At 26.5% G+C, this 19051-nt stretch carries 17 protein-coding genes; 15 read left to right on the top strand and 2 right to left on the bottom strand.

What is annotated here, in order from left to right:
- Positions 1-18: 18 nt before the first annotated feature.
- From ACY1IQ_RS19425 to ACY1IQ_RS19360, 14 genes are all read left to right on the top strand, one after another.
- Positions 19-1116, top strand: a complete 1098-nt coding sequence (locus ACY1IQ_RS19425; RefSeq protein WP_461615540.1) for a GNAT family N-acetyltransferase — start codon at positions 19-21, stop codon at positions 1114-1116.
- On the top strand, positions 1113-2231 hold the full coding sequence (locus ACY1IQ_RS19420; protein WP_461615539.1) for a LuxE/PaaK family acyltransferase: 1119 nt from the start codon (positions 1113-1115) through the stop codon (positions 2229-2231). Before ACY1IQ_RS19425 ends, ACY1IQ_RS19420 begins: the two co-directional genes overlap by 4 nt.
- 27 nt (positions 2232-2258) lie before the next feature.
- Entirely contained in the window at positions 2259-4901 is a 2643-nt protein-coding gene (locus ACY1IQ_RS19415) for an aldehyde dehydrogenase family protein (RefSeq protein WP_461615538.1), read from the top strand.
- 290 nt (positions 4902-5191) lie between these two features.
- A complete protein-coding gene (locus ACY1IQ_RS19410; RefSeq protein ID WP_461615537.1) occupies positions 5192-5800 on the top strand; it encodes a class I SAM-dependent methyltransferase in 609 nt (202 codons plus the stop codon).
- A 568-nt stretch (positions 5801-6368) separates the two neighbouring features.
- The gene (locus ACY1IQ_RS19405) at positions 6369-7877 is read left to right on the top strand and encodes a DUF1846 domain-containing protein (RefSeq protein WP_461615536.1); all 1509 of its coding nucleotides are present in this window, start codon (positions 6369-6371) and stop codon (positions 7875-7877) included.
- 483 nt (positions 7878-8360) lie between these two features.
- On the top strand, positions 8361-8759 hold the full coding sequence (locus tag ACY1IQ_RS19400; RefSeq protein ID WP_461615535.1) for a TraX family protein: 399 nt from the start codon (positions 8361-8363) through the stop codon (positions 8757-8759).
- A gap of 35 nt (positions 8760-8794) precedes the next feature.
- Entirely contained in the window at positions 8795-8995 is a 201-nt protein-coding gene (locus ACY1IQ_RS19395; protein WP_461615534.1) for a TraX family protein, read from the top strand.
- Between the two features lie 727 nt (positions 8996-9722).
- On the top strand, positions 9723-10232 hold the full coding sequence (locus tag ACY1IQ_RS19390; RefSeq protein ID WP_461615533.1) for a GNAT family N-acetyltransferase: 510 nt from the start codon (positions 9723-9725) through the stop codon (positions 10230-10232).
- A 181-nt stretch (positions 10233-10413) separates the two neighbouring features.
- Positions 10414-10806, top strand: coding sequence for an ATP-binding cassette domain-containing protein (locus ACY1IQ_RS19385; protein ID WP_461615532.1), 393 nt, complete (start codon positions 10414-10416; stop codon positions 10804-10806).
- A gap of 289 nt (positions 10807-11095) precedes the next feature.
- A complete protein-coding gene (locus tag ACY1IQ_RS19380; protein ID WP_461615531.1) occupies positions 11096-11980 on the top strand; it encodes a polysaccharide deacetylase family protein in 885 nt (294 codons plus the stop codon).
- A 762-nt stretch (positions 11981-12742) separates the two neighbouring features.
- Complete coding sequence (locus ACY1IQ_RS19375; RefSeq protein ID WP_461615530.1) at positions 12743-13405, top strand: response regulator transcription factor; 663 nt, start codon at positions 12743-12745, stop codon at positions 13403-13405.
- A 33-nt stretch (positions 13406-13438) separates the two neighbouring features.
- A complete protein-coding gene (locus ACY1IQ_RS19370; protein ID WP_461615529.1) occupies positions 13439-13798 on the top strand; it encodes a hypothetical protein in 360 nt (119 codons plus the stop codon).
- A 332-nt stretch (positions 13799-14130) separates the two neighbouring features.
- A complete protein-coding gene (locus tag ACY1IQ_RS19365; RefSeq protein ID WP_461615528.1) occupies positions 14131-14850 on the top strand; it encodes a sensor histidine kinase in 720 nt (239 codons plus the stop codon).
- On the top strand, positions 14847-15494 hold the full coding sequence (locus ACY1IQ_RS19360) for a hypothetical protein (RefSeq protein WP_461615527.1): 648 nt from the start codon (positions 14847-14849) through the stop codon (positions 15492-15494). Before ACY1IQ_RS19365 ends, ACY1IQ_RS19360 begins: the two co-directional genes overlap by 4 nt.
- A 309-nt stretch (positions 15495-15803) precedes the next feature.
- On the opposite strand, the gene ACY1IQ_RS19355 is transcribed toward ACY1IQ_RS19360, so the two are convergent.
- Positions 15804-17552 (bottom strand): DUF4153 domain-containing protein, encoded by a 1749-nt coding sequence (locus ACY1IQ_RS19355; protein ID WP_461615526.1) that lies wholly within the window; start codon positions 17550-17552, stop codon positions 15804-15806.
- An 83-nt stretch (positions 17553-17635) separates the two neighbouring features.
- A complete protein-coding gene (gene ytaF, locus ACY1IQ_RS19350) occupies positions 17636-18259 on the bottom strand; it encodes a sporulation membrane protein YtaF (RefSeq protein WP_461615525.1) in 624 nt (207 codons plus the stop codon).
- Positions 18260-18500: 241 nt separating this feature from the next.
- Between ytaF and ACY1IQ_RS19345 the strand changes: the two genes are divergently transcribed.
- Positions 18501-19051 (top strand): helix-turn-helix domain-containing protein (locus tag ACY1IQ_RS19345; RefSeq protein ID WP_461615524.1); only part of this gene is annotated, 551 nt, incomplete at its 3' end.

Here is a 19051-nt window from a genome sequence, read left to right as displayed (position 1 = left end):
GATTTGAGAGGTGATAGTTTGCTAAAAAATTTTATGATATTAATAACTGAAAAAGTGAAGGACAAACTTGATTTTAATTCAGAGATTAATTCAAGAAAAACACTTGATGAAGAAAGTAAAATAATAATAAAAAGGTTAGAGGATGAAGCAGAAGGAATAGTAAATTGTGCTTATAGAACCTATGGAAATTCTTATATACACAAATATATCTATGATAAAGCAATGATAAATAAATTAAATCATGAGGAGAAGATAATATCTTATATAGCTTTAGATGAAACAAATAGAGTCATTGGACACGTAGCTCTAGAATACCTTCAAAAATCTAACATATGTGAAATTTCACATGCTTTTGTTGATCCTCAATTTAGAGGAAGGGGATGTCTTACAGATTTAACGAGATTTGCAATAGAAGAAAGTGAAAAAAGAGGAGATGTAGGAATATATGTACATGCAGTAACAAGCCATATATATTCTCAAAAATCAGCAGAAAATAATGGGTTTAAAGATTGTGCTTTACTTTTATCAAGAATTACAGCCTTAAAATTCAAAGATATATATGATAAAAGCGAAAAAAGAGAAAGTCTTATAATACAGTATAAATATTTAAAAAAACAGCGTAAAAAATATATTTGTGCACCAGAGAAATACAAAGAAATTATTAATGAGATATATGAGAATTTAGGAGTGAAAATATTATTTAAAAAACTAGAAGATGATAATGAAACTTTTTCAAAGGTAACTTCTATAGAAACTATTGTAGATGAGTACGATACAGGAACAATATATATTAACAAATTTGCTAAAGATGGAATGAATAAAATACTAAATCAATTTAATAAATTATATTTTGAAAGGAAAAAGGCAATATTTTTAAGATTAAGACTTTGTAATAAAAGCAGCATATATATATGGAACCAGATGGAGCAAATTGGATTTTTCTTTGCAGGTATTATGCCTGGAAATGGTGATGAGGATGAAGTCATACTTCAATATATTAATGATGACATTAATTACGAAAACATATATGCAAATTCCGTTATAGGAAATACTTTAATTGATCACGTAAAAGAACGTGAGATTGCTTGTAATGGAAAGAGGAGGATTAGTATATGAGATTCAATAATATAGATATGCTTTGTAGTAGGGAAGATGCTTTTAACTTTTCAAGAGAAACGGAAGAATTATTTATAAAAGCTATTAACGAAAATTATAAGTTTCAGCTTGATAATCAACCATATGTTAAATACTTAGCTGAAAGAGAAAATTTTGATATTAACAGTTTAAATACCATGGAAGATATATATAATATTCCTAATTTATTTGTTGGAACTATGAAAATAAATGGTTTTTGCAATTTCAAAGAAAGTGATTTAGAACTTATTTTAACAAGCTCAGGAACTAATGGCCAAAAAACTCAGTTATTCCTCGATAAAAACTCATTTTTAAGACTTCAAAGCTTAGCAGAAAATACTTTCAATTCTATAGGTTTTAAGAGTCATACACCAGTACATTATTTCCTATTTTCCTATGATATAAAAAAAGCAGAAAACGTTGGTACAAGTTGGAGTGATGAACAAATTTTAAGTCTTGCACCTGCACTATCCGTTAATTGGATGATTGAATGGGATGAAGGTAAAAGTGAATTTGTTTTTGATAGCAAAAAATGGGCTAAAATCTTTAAAGAATTAAGTAATGAAGCACCTGTAAGATTATTAGGATTCCCAGCATTTATGTATAAAATGGTGGAGGAGATTAAAGAGAGCTATGGAAAAATCGAAGTTCATAAGGATTCTTTTATAATAGCTGGAGGTGGTTGGAAGAATCATTTAGGGAAAAGTATGTCACTAAATGATTTTATGGACTATATAGAAGAGAATATTGGACTTAAACGTGAAAATATAAGAGATACTTATGGTATGGCAGAACATGGAGTTCCTTATTGTTCTTGTAGTGAAGGACATTTACATGGACCTATCTACAGTAGAATAATTGCAATAGATCCTATAACTTTTGAGAAAAAGGCATATGGAGAAGAAGGACTTTTACAACTTATAACTCCTTATAATACAGCACAACCTAATCTTTCAGTATTATCAACGGATTTAGCTGTAATTAAAAAACATTGTCCTTGTGGAATAAAAGGAGATTATATTGAAAAAATACGACGAGGTGGAATAACTAAGCATAAAGGATGTGCCATTGCAGCACAAGAAATATTAAATAACTAAGTGATTAGATTGCATGGGGGTACGAGTATGAGATTAGAAGATTTTAAACATATATGTTTTGGAGAACAGTTAGATATAAGTGGAGAATTAACAGAAGAAAAGGCAAATAAATATTTTGATTCAACTCTTTTAAGAAAAAAATCTAAGAAGTTTAGTAATACACCTATAGATAAAATACTTTATATTTTGGAAAGAACTGCATACAAATTATGTGATAAAGATGGAGACTATTATAAAGAAATAATGGAAAAAATGCCTAAGTTAATTAGTTACTCTTCTTCAATGATTGATATGGGTATGGATGCCCTTAAAGAAATGTTAAGTATAAATTCCTTAAAATTAAGATTAAAAAGTCTTGGAGATTACCATTGTCTAGATACCTTTACGAAGGATAGATACTCTAAGATAACTAGAGCAGTTCCAATTGGATCGGTTCTTCATATAGCAGCAGGAAATATATTTTTAGGTTCAATAGATTCACTAATTATGGGAATAATAACGAAAAATATAAATATATTAAAAGTTTCTAGCCAAGATTTTTTATTTCCAACACTATTTTATAGAGCATTAGAAGAAGTAGATATAGATAAAACAATTACTCCATATATAACTATTACTTATTGGAAAAGTAGTAATAAAGCTTTAGATAAAATTGCTAAAAACAGCTTTGATTCCATACTTTTATTTGGTGGAGAAGAAGCAGTAAAAAGTTATAAGAATGGTCTATCTGTTAATACTCAGCTGTATTCTTTTGGTCCCAAAATAAGCTTTGGTATTGTATGTAAAGGTTTAAATGACGATGAATTAAGAGAAACTGCAAAAGGTTTCGCTGATGATATAGTTTTTTGGGAGCAAAGAGCATGTACAAGCTGTCAAAATATATTTATAGAGAATAGTGATAATGTTAAAAATTTTATTCAATATTTATATGATGCTTTAGAAGAAAAAGGAAAAGAATTTCCTCAAAATCAATTGGATATAGATTCTGCTGTTGAGATAAGAAAGAAAAGAGAAATTGCAAAATGGGAAGAGTTTAACAATAGGGCATTGGTGTTAGAAGGTAAAAATGCAAATCATACTATAATTATGGAAGAGAAAAATAATATTGTTGACTCGCCATTGAACAGAACTATATATGTTAATGTAGTTGATAGCTATAAGGATATTTTAGATGGAAATATACAACTTTTAAAATACTATATGTCGACATTAGCTATAGCATGTAATGGTGGAATACAAGATATAATTGAAGATTTCATTGATTTTGGAATAATGAGGTTTTGCAAGCCAGGATTTATGAGCAAAAGTGAGGATGATTCTTTACCTCATGATGGAATATATATTACTAATTTACTTGTGAGATTTATAAATAAAGAAAATATTGATATAGATGATTTAGGACTTGAATATGTTGATGAGCATAAAAAAGAAGATATATTACTTTGGAGATTAAATTCCCTTATTAATGAGGCTGTAAAATCACCATTTTATAAAGAGTTTTACAAAGACATATCTCTACCATTAAAAAGCTTACAGGATTTTAGAAACCTTCCTATACTTGAAAAGAAACATATTTATGAAAATAGTATAGATAAGAGCAGAGATATGATTACAGGAAATATGGAAAGTTCTTATGTTTTTTCAGCTGGAGGAACTACAGGTAAAATGAAATATGTAGCTTATTCAAGTAAGGAATTTGAAGAATCTAAAAAAATATTTGGAGAGGGTTTTAGAGCTGTTGGGATAAATGAAAATGATTTTGCAGTTAATTACATGAAAGCCGGTGCCCTTTGGACTGCTTTTCCAGCAGTAAATGAGGGATTAGAGGAAACAGGTTGTAAAATACTATCTCTAACAGCTAACCAGCCTGAGAAGGAAAGTATAGAATATTTAAAAAAGTTTAAACCTAATGTACTTATAAGTCTTCCAGGAAATATTGTACTTTTAGCTCAAGAGGTAGAAAAATTAAATGAGAATATTAAGCTAGAAAAAATATTTTATGCAGGGGAGCATATGTCTCCAAAAGCACAAGAATATGTAAAGAAGATATTTGGTGCAAATAAGATAGCATCTTTTGGATATGCAGCAGTAGAAGTTGGACCAATAGGATTTCAGTGTGAATGTTGTAAGGGAACTGAGCATCATGTTATGGATGAATGGTGTTATGTAGAAAGAGATGAAAATGGAGGTGCAATTGTAACAACCTTAAATAGATTTCTTAATCCTATAATACGATATAGACTTGGAGATAGTATCCAGTGGATTGATGAACCATGCTCCTGCGGCAGAACTTCAAAGAAATTTAAACTATTGTCAAGAACTGATGATGTTATAAGATTTAATGTATCAGATATATATATAAATGATGTATATGAAGCATTAAATGATGTTAATGAAGTATCACCTTTCTTCCAAGTGGTAGTTGACAATGTAGATGAAATGAGAAATGTAACATTTAAGATAGAAACAAAGGATAAAGACACGGCTTTAAAAGGAGATATATTAAAAAATAAAATAGTAACTTCTTTAAAAAGTAATATTAGAAGTTTAGGAATAGATTATGAAAAGAATTTAATTAAGAATTTAAAAGTTGAACTATTACCACCCTTTGGAATAGAAAGAGTGGGACGTACAGGGAAGATAAGAAGAATAGTGGATAGAAGAGTATAATAAAATATAATAGAAGCTTACATCAATAGGTGTAAGCTTTATATAATTGAGAATTGACTATGAAAAATGGAGAATTGAGGAAACTTTTTCTTTATAGAAAAAGCCTTAAATTTATTTCTTTTCTTAATAAAAGCTAGCAATTATATTGCCAGTAGAAGATTTATTAAAGAATTAATTTTAACTATAGTAGTCAAATGTCTATTATTAATTCTCAATTGTATAAGTTGTGTATTAAAAGAATTTAAAGATATAATTATATTAACTTATACATTAAATTTGGAGGGGATTATATGAATTTTGATTTTGAGGCTAAAAGTTGGGATGATGATAAAAGAATAGCTAGAGCAAAATTAATTTCAGGGGAAATAGATAAATGGTTAGGGGACAAAATAAATAATAATGCTATGGAATTTGGATGTGGAACTGGTCTTATAACTTTTAATTTAAGAAATAAATTTAAAGATATTATGATGGTAGATAATTCTGCAGGTATGATTGAAGAGGTAAATAAAAAAATTAAAAATCAAAATGTAAATAATATTCGTACATGGTGTGGAGATATTGACGAAATAGATGATAAAAATAAATATGATGCCATATATACCTCTATGACATTACATCATATTGTAAATATAAATAAGGTATTAGAAAAACTATACAGTTTGCTGAGCTTAGAAGGAGAACTATATATAGTAGATTTAGTTGAAGAGGATGGAACCTTTCATAGCTCAGAAAAAGGTTTTGAAGGTCATAATGGATTTAATCAGAATGATTTGATGGAAACTTTAAAAAATATAGGATTTAAAGATATAAAAAATAAAGTCTTTTATAAAGGAAGTAAAGTCATAGAAGAAAGAAATGTTGATTATGAATTATTCATTATGATTGCAAAAAAATGAAGGAGGAGTAATATATACTAGTTATTTTTAGTATGCTGATGTTTATAAAATTTTGAGTTAGAGTTAAAATAAAGTTGATTATATAAGGTTTAAATTTTACTGTGTTTAAAGTTTTTAAAGATTAGGATATAATAAAAATAAGTGAAAAAAATATATATAGAAAAACTCAATATTGATGAAAAGTCATAGGTAAGAACTGTTAGAATTTATTGATATGAATATGGATAATTTTTATGAAGTTTTAGCAGTAGCTAAAGGTTGTATAAATATAGAAAAGTAGTTATTAATTTTAAAATTATACTTCAAATTCACAAAATAATCCGTATACACAAAAAGTGTATACGGTTTTTTATATTAAATATAAAATAATTAATGTATTGTACTAATTATTTTATTTAGTATATAGTCTAGTAGTAAAATTAATTATATAAGAGAATAATTATAATGGTGTTTACTTTAAATTAAAATTGTGTAATAATGAACAATTGTGAAAAGAAGTAATTGTAGATATAAATTTATACAAATAATACAAAAGTTTTATAATAATTTCATATAGTGAGGAGTAAAAATGAAGATAGGATTTGACCACAAAAAATATTTAGAAGAGCAATCAAAGTATATTTTAGAGAGAGTTAATAATTATGATAAGTTATACTTAGAATTTGGAGGGAAATTATTATTTGACCTTCATGCAAAAAGAGTTTTACCTGGATTTGATGAAAATGCAAAAATTAAACTTCTACATAAATTAAAAGAAAAAGTAGAAGTTGTTATTTGTGTATATGCAGGAGATATCGAAAGAAACAAAATAAGAGGAGATTTCGGTATAACTTATGATATTGATGTTTTAAGATTGATAGATGACTTAAGAGCATATGAACTTGATGTAAATAGTGTAGTAATAACAAGATATGAAGGGCAGCCAGCAACAACTGTTTTTATAAATAAGCTTGAACGTAGAGGAATAAAAGTATATAAGCACAGAGAAACTAAAGGATATCCTACAGACGTAGATACAATTGTAAGTGACGAAGGATATGGTAAAAATCCATATATTGAAACCTCAAAACCTATTGTTGTTGTAACAGCACCAGGACCAGGAAGTGGTAAATTAGCAACTTGTCTTAGTCAGCTTTATCACGAATATAAACAAGGTAAAGTGGCAGGTTATTCAAAATTTGAAACATTCCCTGTATGGAATGTTCCACTAAAACATCCTTTAAATATAGCTTATGAAGCTGCAACGGTAGATCTTAAGGATGTAAATATGATTGATTCCTTCCATGTTGATGCTTACAATAAAATAGCTGTAAATTATAATCGTGATATTGAAACATTCCCTGTACTTAAAAGAATTATAGAAAAGATAACAGGAGAAGAGTCTGTATATAAATCTCCAACAGATATGGGAGTTAATAGAGTTGGATTTGGAATTATTGATGACGAGGTTATTAAAGAAGCATCTAAGCAAGAGGTAATTAGAAGATATTTCAAAACAGGTTGTGAATATAAAAAAGGTTATGTAGATAAAGAAACCTTCCAAAGAATTAAGCTTATTATGGAAGAACTTAATTTAAAAGAAGAAGATAGAAAAGTTGTTATTCCTGCAAGGGAACGTTCAGCTCAATTAAAGGAAACATCTAATAAAAATGATGTTTGTCCTGTTCTAGCAATAGAACTTAATGACGGAACAATATTAACTGGTAAAAGCTCAAATGTAATGAACGCGACAGCTGCTGTGGTTTTAAATGCTGTTAAATACCTTGCAAATATATCTGATGAAATCCATCTTATTTCTCCAGTTATACTTGAACCAATTATAAATTTTAAATTAAAGACATTAGGAAGTAAGAGTACAGCTTTAAGTTGTGAAGAAATATTAATTGCTCTTAGTATATGTGCAGCTACAAATCCAACAGCACAAGTAGCTATGAAGAAGTTAGCAATGCTAAAAGGATGCCAAGCTCATTCAACTACAATTTTAAGTAGGAATGACGAGCAAACTTTAGGAAAACTAGGAATAGATGTAACCTGTGATGCTGAATACCCTTCAGAAAGCCTTTATTATAATAATTAGTTTATAGATTTATAGTGTAATAGTTTAATGTAAATACGATTATTTTTAATAAAGAAGGTTTAATTTTATTTATTTTCTAAGTGATAATATGTATCTATAGGTAAAATGATTTTATTTAAAAAATATTTTTACATAATGATATGAAAAATAGTATAAAACCAATTGTTATAATTAATATGGTGGTTTTTATGTAATTAAATTATAGATATACTACCTTAAAAATTAATTACTTTAACATTACAAAGATGTAAGCTAGATGTAATGAACTTAGATTTGTCCTTCAATATTAATTTTATATAATGGTTTTATAAAATTAGTTGATGAAGGGAGAAAATATGAAAAAATTAAATGCTTTTCAATTAAAATTTTTGCACTTGTAATTATGTTATTAGATCATTTGTGGTTTGCTTTTCCAAAAAAAAAAAAAAAAAAAGAGAGAGAGAGAGAGAGAGAGAGAGAGAAAGGGGGGGGGGGGGGGGGGGGGTGTTTCCAATATGGTTTCATCCACTATCAAGATTTGTTGCACCACTATTTGCATTTTTCTTAGTAGAAGGCTTATTTCATACTAGAAACAAGTTAAAGTATAATATAAGGTTAGCGGGTTGGGCTATATTTATGATGCTTGGTAACTCAATTATTAATATGCTCTTAATATCTAAAGATGTAAGTGTATCCAATAATATATTTGCTACATTAGCCCTTGGACTTACTATTATAAATCTATTAGAGTACAGTAAAAAATGTGAAGGAAATAAAAAGATAGGAGTAATAATATTATCTATTCTTCTAATTCCTGGAGCTCTATTTGTAGAAGGTGGAATGAATCTTATACCATTTATAATAATAACTTATTTCTTTAGGGGAAATAATAAAAATTATTAATTGGATATATTTTATTATTCGCTATAATGCTTAAAATGAATTTGGTTATTTACCCAACATTAGATGTAACTATAGATATGCTTATGTATAACTCAGACTTTTTATTTATAACAGCAGTTCCATTTATGCTTCTTTATAATGGAGAAAGAGGATTGAACAATAAGTTTAGTAAATATATGTTTTATGTATTTTACCCATTACATATGGGGATTAGCTGTAATAAAATTTATAATTAATTAATAAAAATCCTAAGGTTAGTATTTCTAGCTTTAGGATTTTTACTTTTTATTATTTTAAAATATATTTCTTAGGAGTAAGGGACGGTTCATGCTTTTTAATAGTTTTTATTTTATAATTTGTAATGAACCGTCCCCATATTTAATAATAGCAACTAATTTGGAATTTCTGGAGAACACTGTTCTCCCCTACAGTTAGTCAATGCACAATCCACAGTTCACAATTATGGTGGAAATTAATTCTTTATGAATCAATTTCTTTAATAGATTTTTTAATAAAAGTGACTGTGTCACTTAAAAAATAAATAAGTTATCAATTTCTCGACTTTTGATGAGAAATATCCACAATTGTGAATTGATTAATACTGTGTTTTTCTCTAAAATTTATAGAGGCTGGACTTTTTCTGCAAATATAATATAATTACTTATAAGAATAAGATTTTAAATGTCTTGAATGCCATCTTCTGCAATAATTAAATTCCACGTTCTAATTATATATCTCACTAATAATTGTATTTTTACCGCTAAAAATAGAAGTATATGTCGAATATGGAGAAAAGGTAAGGAATAATCCTCTTTCAATCAGTATTCTCCTGTAACCCTATTTACAGGATTTGATTTAAATGGGTGATGATGGTACACTTTCAAGGTAATTGATTTTACACCTATTATTGGGCAGAATTATGCCTATAGTAGGCTTTTATTATTTTTAGGGGGAAAATTACTAATGAAAGATAATACGGTAAAATTACGCCAAGAAGTGTTTGCATCTGATGCTTGGAAAATTATTGATTGGTTAGAAGATGATGAAATAATAAAATACTTAAATGAAAGACAAAATGTTGGAAATAGCATTAGAGAAACAATATATAGAGTTAATATGCCTATTCTTACTCCTTTATTTAATCAATATGGGAGCTTTTTTATGATAACAAGGGATGAAAAAGAACCAATTGGTTTTCTAAGACTTGTACCTAAAGGTAAAATAGCAGAGATGGTTATAGTGATTGGAGATAAGGAAGAGTGGGGAAAAGGCTTAGGAGCTAATGCAATTAAAGAAGGCTTGAAACAAGCATTTTTTGAATGGAGAGTTGATGAGGTAATTGCAAAAATCAATTTTGAAAATGAACGCTCCAAAAGAGCATTTAAAAAAGTAGGTTTTATAAAAGATAAGGAACTAACAAAAGAGATACAATACGCTATTTCTATAAAACAATTTTTAAAATTAGCTGCGTAATTGTAAGGGTACGTTATAACAAACTTTTTTATAATGCTTCAAATTTTTCTATAGATAAGGCATCTGAAATAAAATATACTGGAGTATAAACTAGTTATTTTTTTGAAGATGCCTGAATCATGCTTTATAAAATTTTTCAGTTTTAATATTATAATAGTATTTTTAAAAAGCTTTAACTATTTTGAATAAGATAGCTCTTATGAGTGAAGGAAAGATACTCCAAGTTGGAACATCTTATGAAATATATGAGAAACTGAATTCTTTAGAGGTTGTCAACTTTTTTGGAAACTGTAATGTAATAAAAGGACTGACTGAAAATAATTATTTTATTAATGATATTTTTAATATAAATTTAAAGGGAGATAAGTCGTCTCACTATAAGTTAACATTAATATCTAAAGCTGAAGATATTGAAATTGCATTAGATGAAAACAGTTCTATAGTTATTTATAAGAAACTTTATGTAGAGGATAGGTATATTTATACTTTAAAAAGCCAAAATAGTAAACTGAAAGTAATCTGCAATAAATATATTGATTTACCTTTAAGAGCAAAAGTTAAACTTAAATTTTAAAAAGAAGACAATTAAATAATGTTTTAAAAAATATTATTTAATGTGATGAAAATCCACCAATAACTTTGGTGGATTTTTTAGTACAAATAATTAATATAGCAATTTAACTTAGTAGATAATAGGCTCATTTATTTCTGACAACTAAAAAATATGCTTAATAAAAATTTAAGAAAAACTTTACAACTTCTATACAAACTCTATAAAAGAATATCGAAAGTGATATATATAATACTTTATGAGAGAAGAAAAACAGATTAAATAAAAAACAGAAGTTTAAGGGGGTATTGTAATGAGAAGAAAAGGATTAATGAAATTAATAGCATTAGGAATAATTGCAGGGGTAGTTACTATATTGGGAACAGCAAAAGCTATAAGAGGGGAAGAACCTACAACAGTATTTATAGAGAATCATGAAAGTTTAAGTGAGAAAAGTGAAAATCTATCAAATATATATGAAGATAAAAAAGATAAAAAATTTAATTTAGATGAAAATGCTGTTGATGCAGCTAAAGTTGAGCAGATGTTAAAAGGAACATATGAAGATGATGGTGAAAAGATAGCTTTTTTAACTTTTGATGATGGTCCATCAACATCAGTGACACCAAAAATTCTAGATACTTTGAAGGAATATAATGTTAAAGCAACGTTTTTTCAACTAGGAGAAAATATTGAAAAAAATGAAGAGAGTAAAAAATTAGTTAAGCGAATTTATGATGAGGGACATGCATTAGGTAATCATAGTTATACCCATAGTTTAGAAACACTTTATCCTAATAATCAACTTGATATAGAAACCTATATGAAAGAAGTAGAGAGTACTGATAATGCCATGAAAGAAATAATTGGACAAGACTTTAATACAAAGGTTTTAAGAATGCCAGGTGGATATATGTCTAGAGAATATTATAATGATCCTAATCTAGGAGCGTTTAATGAAAGACTTAAAAAAGAGAACTGGTATAGTATAGATTGGAATGCTATGAATGGTGATGCTGATGGTACTGGGAAAAATGCAGAAGAATTATTAGCTGAAGTTAAGAATACGGCAGGAGAGCAAAACAAAATAGTTATATTAATGCATGATACATATGGTAAGGAAGAAACTGCAAATGCCTTACCAAATATAATTGAGTATTTAAAAGAGCAAGGATATAAGTTTAAAACTATCAAATAAAAAATACATAGATTATACACAAGATTATAAAGTAGATATAACAGATTATAATTGTGGATTCTTTTCCACCCCTGGGGTATATTACAAATCAAAAAAGCAATAGAAAACCAAAGGTATATACATAAAACTAATAGCAAAAACTACACTTTAAAATATACCCCTGAGGGTGCAGTATGGTATGATTCAATATTTAATACATTAACTAAAATTTTAGTTTTATTGTGTATCTCCATTATTCTAATTAGATTCAATGGATGTTGTTCCAAACTATACTGCACCTCAGGGGAACCCTTTCAGGGCTTTACTACTGTTCCCCAGAGGTAGAAAACAAACATTTTATTACGAGTAAAAAATTAATTTTAATATCAATTGTCAATTGTCCATTTTCAATTCTCTATTAATTAAAGTTGTGAATTGAAATATGTAAGAATGTAGCTATACATTGATTTTTAAGGTAGTACATATATAGATATATTGTCTTTTTAAATTAATATATTAAAACAAGTATCATTCCTTTAGTATTCTAAATAATTTAAGAAAATAATTATGTAATCCATACATTAAAACTTAAAGCCATATATCTATATATTATAAATAACAGACCTAGGGGTGCTAAACTATAAAGTACTTTCTAGGTTTTTAATAAATATTGTAATAATTTACTTGTAGTCAATAACAGTAAAGAAATTAATGTTTCCTTAATTCTTTGATATAATAGTTACTATATTAAATTTTAAAAAGAATTTTTATAAGGAGAATATTATGGCAAAAATTTTGATTGTAGAAGATGATAGTACAATAAGAAATTTAATTCTATTAACACTTCAAATGGAAAATTACAATGCTATAGCTGCTGAAGATGGAGAGGTAGCTATAAGTAAGCTTAATGAAGAGGAGATAGATTTAATTCTTTTAGATATAATGTTACCTAAAATAGACGGATATGGAGTACTTCATGAAATTCAAAACAAAAATATACCTGTGATTTTTTTAACTGCTAAAAGTTCTATACAAGATAAGGTGATGGGACTTAAACTTGGAGCAGATGATTATATAACTAAACCCTTTGAACCTTTAGAATTATTAGCTAGAGTAGAGGCACTTTTAAGAAGGAGCAGGACGAATAACAAAAAATCCGAAACTATCACATTTAAGCATATTATGGTATTAGAAAATGAGAGAACAGTAACTATGAATAATGAGGAAATATATTTAACACCAAAAGAATTTGATTTATTGCTAGAGTTTTTAAATCATAAAAACATAGTTTTAACCAGAGAGGTGTTATTAAATAAAATATGGGGATATGATTTTTATGGAGAAACTAGAACTGTAGATATGCATGTTAAGAGATTAAGAGAAAAACTTAATTTAAAAGATTATTTGCAAACTATGTACAAGGTAGGGTATAAACTTAAAGAATAGAATTCTGTAAAAATTAAAGGAGATAAATCATATATGAAACTACAGAAAAAGATGTTAATTAATTTTGGAGTCATGTTTTTTATAACCATTAATATTTTTGCATATTTTTTAATTCAAACTACCTATAATACTAATTTTAAAAAAGTTATAGATTCTAGTTTTGCTAGCTATTCTTTAATATATTCAAATATAAAAGCGGGAGAGAACTTAAAAAATCTTTTCTTAACAAATAAAGAAATATTACAACATAGAACAGAAGATTATTTAAGAAATCTTCCAAATGAAAATATTGCATTAGAATTTAGAAACTTAAATAAAGAAATTATATATTCATCTTCAAAAATAAGGTACCTATTAAAGAAGAAATTTTTGACATCAAAAACAATAAAGTAAAATATTTAATAACAAAGAATGAAGATAAAACCTATCTAATTATAAATAATAAAATTATTCTAAATGGGTCAGGTATTTATTTTACATATATAGATGATATCTCCTTTCTTAAGCAGGATAAGTTAAATAATATTTACTTTATATTTACAATAAATATTTTACTGGCAATTATAATCATAATTATAATTTATTCTATTGCTAAGGAAATAACAAAGCCTATAGAAATATTAATAAATAATATAAAAGAAATAATAAATGGCAATTATACTGAAAAACTTAATTACTCTAGCAATGTTTATGAGTTTAAAGTAATTTCAGAACAATTTAACTTGATGAATGATGAAATTGAAAATAAACTTAGACTATTAAAAGGACAAAACCAATCTAAACAAAGATTTATAGATAATCTAACCCATGAAATCAGAACACCTTTAACCTCTATAATTGGTTATTCTAGTTTAATGGTTAATAAGAAAGTTACTGATTTAGATCTTATGAGGGATTCCTTTGTAAATATTAATAGAGAAGGGAAAAGAATACTATCTCTTACTTCAAAGCTTGTAAAACTTATAACTTTAGATAAGACTGTATTACATAAAGAAAATATAGATTTATATGATACCTTGAAGGAAGTAAAATCTACATTTGATCCTAAGCTTAAAGAAAAAGATATTACTTTAGAAATTAAGGGATATAGTTATCATATAAATGTGGACAAGGAACTTTTTATGGTGCTAATTACAAATTTAATAGATAACTCTATAAAAGCTTTAAATGACAGCGCAGAAAAAACTATAATTCTAGAGATTATGGAGAATTCTTTAAAAATTGAAGATACAGGTGTAGGAATAGAAGAAAAAGAACTTAAGAAAATATTAGAGCCTTTTTATATGATTGATAAATCTAGGCAAAGTTCTATTAATGGTTTTGGATTAGGGCTATCTATATGTAAACAAATATTAGAAATTCACCATATGAGCTGGAGTATTGAAAGTACATTTGGTAAAGGTACTAAAATTATAATACTATTTAATGATGAGGTAAACCTATGAGATATACGATTACAATTGCCACTGTGTTTTTGGGAGCAGCATTGGTAGTATTTTTAAGCATACAAAATCCTATTAATGAAAATACAGTTTATGAAAGAGATATGATTTTAAATGAATATACTACCAGAAACTATAATAGTAGTATAAGTGATGATAGGATTATAAATAAGTCTAAGGAAATTTTATCAACAATTTTTGGCTCAGAAATAGATTTTAATGATTATGTTACTGATCTATCAGAAACTGAACCAAATATTTATAGATATAGTGATGAAATGCATATTCGCTTAACACATAAGGAGAATATTAAGGATTATTTTTTTATAAGTCTTAATTTAAATACAGGTGAGGTTTTACAGATTTATGCATCTTTAGGACAAGAGGTTGAATCAGGTGATAAGTTATCAGAAACGCAGTTAGAAGAGTTAGCAAATAAATATATACAAAAACTGCCTCTTTATAATATAGATAATTATAAACTTATTAATAAAACCTATTGGGAAGATTTTAATACAAATGAGTATATGTTTACTTTTGAAAATAAATCAGAAAACTCAAATATAGAAATTTCTATAAATCCTTATAATGGACACCTTATATCATTACATACATTAAATTCGAAGTTACGTAGTAACCCTCTATAAAATTTAGAATTCTTGAACTCATACTTTTTCAATTCACAATTTTGGATATTTGTCAGCAATAGCTGAGAGTTTTAGAATTAATTTATCTTTAAAATTATGAAGTAGCTTCTTATTGTTAAAGAACGATATCTTACAGTTTTTAAATTTGAAAATTTATATAGGAAATGAATAACTATTTAAATACTCTATTATTTAGGAATGAAATTTACAGTATTTCTTAACTAAAAATTTTTTATTATGAAGTAAAACCAGCAAATATTTGTTTGCTGGTTTTAATATTAGGTCTCTATAACTTATGCTATACTTAGATTATTTAAGCTTTAAAAATATATAAAAATCCGTTCTTTCAGTTTCAATTTTATCTGTTGAAGAATCTTTACTTAATAAAATATGAGAGAAGAAAAATTTAACTTTTATATTCTCATTTTCATCTTCAAAGGTCATTTCTTTTGGGTCAATACTTTGACCACTGTCATTTACCCCATATTTATCAATAAGCTTTTTAGTGAATTCGTTTAGGTCTTTTGAGTATAATTCCTTTCCATTGAGAGTTATTTTTACAATTCCTGATTGTGAATTAAACTCAGCATTTAATTTATTAACTGAACTATTATTTGTATTTAGTATTTCTGAATCAATAAGATAGTCATAATTTTTTATTTCTAATGGTAGTCTATCTTCATAATTATTAAAATAAGAGTAATAACTTAAGCTACCGTACTCATTTTCTATATAAGAAAATCCAAAAACACTATCCATATCCTGAATTTTAAAGTTCTTTGGTAGATATTTTACATTACTAAGACTATGTTTATTGTTAAAATAGCTAAGGATACTACTTATTTGATTCTTGTCTTCAGTTGATATATTGGAATTAGGAATTATTTCGCCTTCTGATATCATGGAATTTTTATTAAGTATATTAGTAAACCTTTTATTTTGACTATGTTTTGATGTAGAATAACTACTAAATGGTCCAAAAGTAGAAATAAGAATAATTATTGCCAAGGACATAGGTAGTATAATATTTTTAAACTTCTTGCAAATTGAAAAATATAACATAATTAAAAATACCCATAATCCAAGAATTACAACATAGTATCTATTTTCAGTAACTCCATATTCTCTTATCCTTATTCCAATTGAAAAGAACATCATAACAATAAGAGGAAGAAGAACTTTTGGAAAAACTTTTATAAAGGTTTTTGACCAAGAATTTTCCTCAATAAGTGGAGAAATAAAAAATAGGATTCCAGCAGTTATAACTGAATACCAAAGTACAAGGTGAGATACTAATCCCTGAGGCCACTGCCAAGTTATTATTATTTTAATAAAATATATATACAATATAGCTGTATATATAGCGATTAGTGGCATTATAATATATAAAATAAGTATCTTTAAAAGCTTTGGATAATCCTTTAAAGTAAAAGCTCTATTCCTATATGGAACTCCAGCAAGAAAAAAGCATGGAGCAAATAAAAGAGAAACCATAAGCCAAGTATAGTAATAAATTTGATACTTAACATTTATTCCAAAAAGTTTGTTTACTGTAAATAAAATTGCACATAAGCCAAGATACAATACAATAGAGTATATAAAGGTTGCAAAAAAGCTTGTAAAAACCTTTATAACATATAGCTCAAAATTATCTTTCTTAGAGATGTAAGGTATAAAAAGAAAGGCTAAATAAAGTATTAATGTTATAGAAAAGTATCTTGTCATTGAAACCATTTTAAAATCATTCAGTAGAAATAAATAGTAAAGTATAAGAAGAATAGTTCCACCTATATATGTTAGAAAAATTGTTATTCTTTTATATTCTTTTAATCTCTCAAAGAAAAGTTTTATACATAAGGAAAGTGGAATTCCAAGTGCAAAAATTCTAACTAATTTTATAAGGTTTTCTCTTATATCAGGATTCGCATCATAGCCAAGCTCAGAAATATAAATTAATAAAATAGCGCAACATAAAGAAAGAGCAATAGAAACTGGAAATCTTTTAATACTATTTTTAATTCCTGATGATATATTTTTAGTAAATTCTTTAAACTTCATATAATTACCCCCTTTTTTTAATTATACACTAAGATAATTAAAAAAGTCCTCCACATAATGGGAGGATTCTTTGATTATAAAGTTTATGCAAGTTTCATGAAGGCTAAAATGATCAATATTAGCCCACTTAACCAAGAAAGATTTAAATTTACTTTTTCAACGAATTTTCTACCTAAGTAACACCCAATTAAAACTGCAACCATATCAGAAACTAATGAAAATAGTACTACTTGAATATAATTTATATTTGCTAAACCACTTCCAAAACCCACCGCTATTCCATCTAAACCTAGGGCAATAGCAAGATAAAAAGCTTCACCTGGGCTAAGAGTTCTAGAATTATCCATATCAGCCTTAGTATTATCAACATATATATCTAATATAAAATTTAAATCCAATAGCTTAAATTTTATATTTTTTCTATTAGTAGATTTTTTTCTTAAGTAAGTTTTAATAATCCCTTCTAAAAAGCGGCTTACTCCAAGTATCATTAAAATTGTAAAGCATATTCCAATTGATACACTTTCAGGCAAAAAGTCTTTTATCACTGAACCTAAGAAAAGAGATATAGCCAAAAGTGCAGAACAAACAAAATTGATAACTGTTACTGAAGTAAAGGGAATCTTAATTTTATTTGTTCCATATCCAAAACTAGCAACAAATGCATCCATACATAATGATGTAACTAATAATATTGATTCTAACATAGATATATCCTCCTATTGTTATATTCTCAATATACATAGTAGTGAAAATTTATAAAAAAGTGCTATTAAAGCAAAAAAATGTTGATAAAAATGCAACAGTTAAATAAAAGAAAATATGCTACATATAATGTAATATGAGAAATTATAAGTTTATACATTTTCAAAAAATAAAAATACAGTATGTAGTTAACTTAAAGTATTTTAATAGTTATTTTTTAGATAATTTATAGGAGGGATATCCTTGAATGAAAATAAAAGGGAGTTGGGAATAGGAAGAATAATTAAACCTATTTTAAAGGAAAAATCTCTTTCAATTCGAAAGCTAAGTAGGATTACAGGTATAGATACATCAACTATTTCTAGAATTCTTAATGGAAAACAGCAAGCTAATATTAAACATTTAGAAAAATTGTCTAGAGCATTAGGAATTCCATTAGAAAATTTACTAATAGCTTCAGGATATGATTTAAATAATGTAAAAGAGAAAAAGCAACCAAAATATAATTATAATAATAAAATTGATAACATAGAGGATATATTTAACTTTTCTAATATTTTAGAAGAGGATTATATAAATGAACAAATTGAAGGAGAATTAGATAAATATGAGCAATATGTTTTAACGCCAGAAGGAAGTTCATTGGTACACAATAATTTTAGTAAAAAAATAAAAAATGTTGGTGAAGCAGGGATCTTTGTTGATAAGTTAAAAGAAATGTATAGGTTATTTTGTTCTGAAAATATAACTACTAAAGAGCTCATAATACTTGGAAGTGGACTGCTTTATTTTAT

This window comes from Clostridium sp. Marseille-QA1073 (assembly GCF_054863625.1).
The sequence above is the reverse complement of the archived record's forward strand: the minus strand, read 5'-3'. Positions and strand labels throughout refer to the sequence as shown.

What these genes read in the sequence shown, in the direction of transcription:
- ytaF (WP_461615525.1), bottom strand. Translation starts at nt 18,259, where the DNA reads ATGTTAGAATCAATATTATTAGTTACATCATTATGTATGGATGCATTT.
- ACY1IQ_RS19355 (WP_461615526.1), bottom strand. Translation starts at nt 17,552, where the DNA reads ATGAAGTTTAAAGAATTTACTAAAAATATATCATCAGGAATTAAAAAT.
- ACY1IQ_RS19380 (WP_461615531.1), top strand. Translation starts at nt 11,096, where the DNA reads ATGAGAAGAAAAGGATTAATGAAATTAATAGCATTAGGAATAATTGCA.
- ACY1IQ_RS19370 (WP_461615529.1), top strand. Translation starts at nt 13,439, where the DNA reads ATGAAACTACAGAAAAAGATGTTAATTAATTTTGGAGTCATGTTTTTT.
- ACY1IQ_RS19410 (WP_461615537.1), top strand. Translation starts at nt 5,192, where the DNA reads ATGAATTTTGATTTTGAGGCTAAAAGTTGGGATGATGATAAAAGAATA.
- ACY1IQ_RS19405 (WP_461615536.1), top strand. Translation starts at nt 6,369, where the DNA reads ATGAAGATAGGATTTGACCACAAAAAATATTTAGAAGAGCAATCAAAG.
- ACY1IQ_RS19420 (WP_461615539.1), top strand. Translation starts at nt 1,113, where the DNA reads ATGAGATTCAATAATATAGATATGCTTTGTAGTAGGGAAGATGCTTTT.
- ACY1IQ_RS19365 (WP_461615528.1), top strand. Translation starts at nt 14,131, where the DNA reads ATGAATGATGAAATTGAAAATAAACTTAGACTATTAAAAGGACAAAAC.
- ACY1IQ_RS19375 (WP_461615530.1), top strand. Translation starts at nt 12,743, where the DNA reads ATGGCAAAAATTTTGATTGTAGAAGATGATAGTACAATAAGAAATTTA.
- ACY1IQ_RS19390 (WP_461615533.1), top strand. Translation starts at nt 9,723, where the DNA reads ATGAAAGATAATACGGTAAAATTACGCCAAGAAGTGTTTGCATCTGAT.
- ACY1IQ_RS19395 (WP_461615534.1), top strand. Translation starts at nt 8,795, where the DNA reads ATGAATTTGGTTATTTACCCAACATTAGATGTAACTATAGATATGCTT.
- ACY1IQ_RS19360 (WP_461615527.1), top strand. Translation starts at nt 14,847, where the DNA reads ATGAGATATACGATTACAATTGCCACTGTGTTTTTGGGAGCAGCATTG.
- ACY1IQ_RS19415 (WP_461615538.1), top strand. Translation starts at nt 2,259, where the DNA reads ATGAGATTAGAAGATTTTAAACATATATGTTTTGGAGAACAGTTAGAT.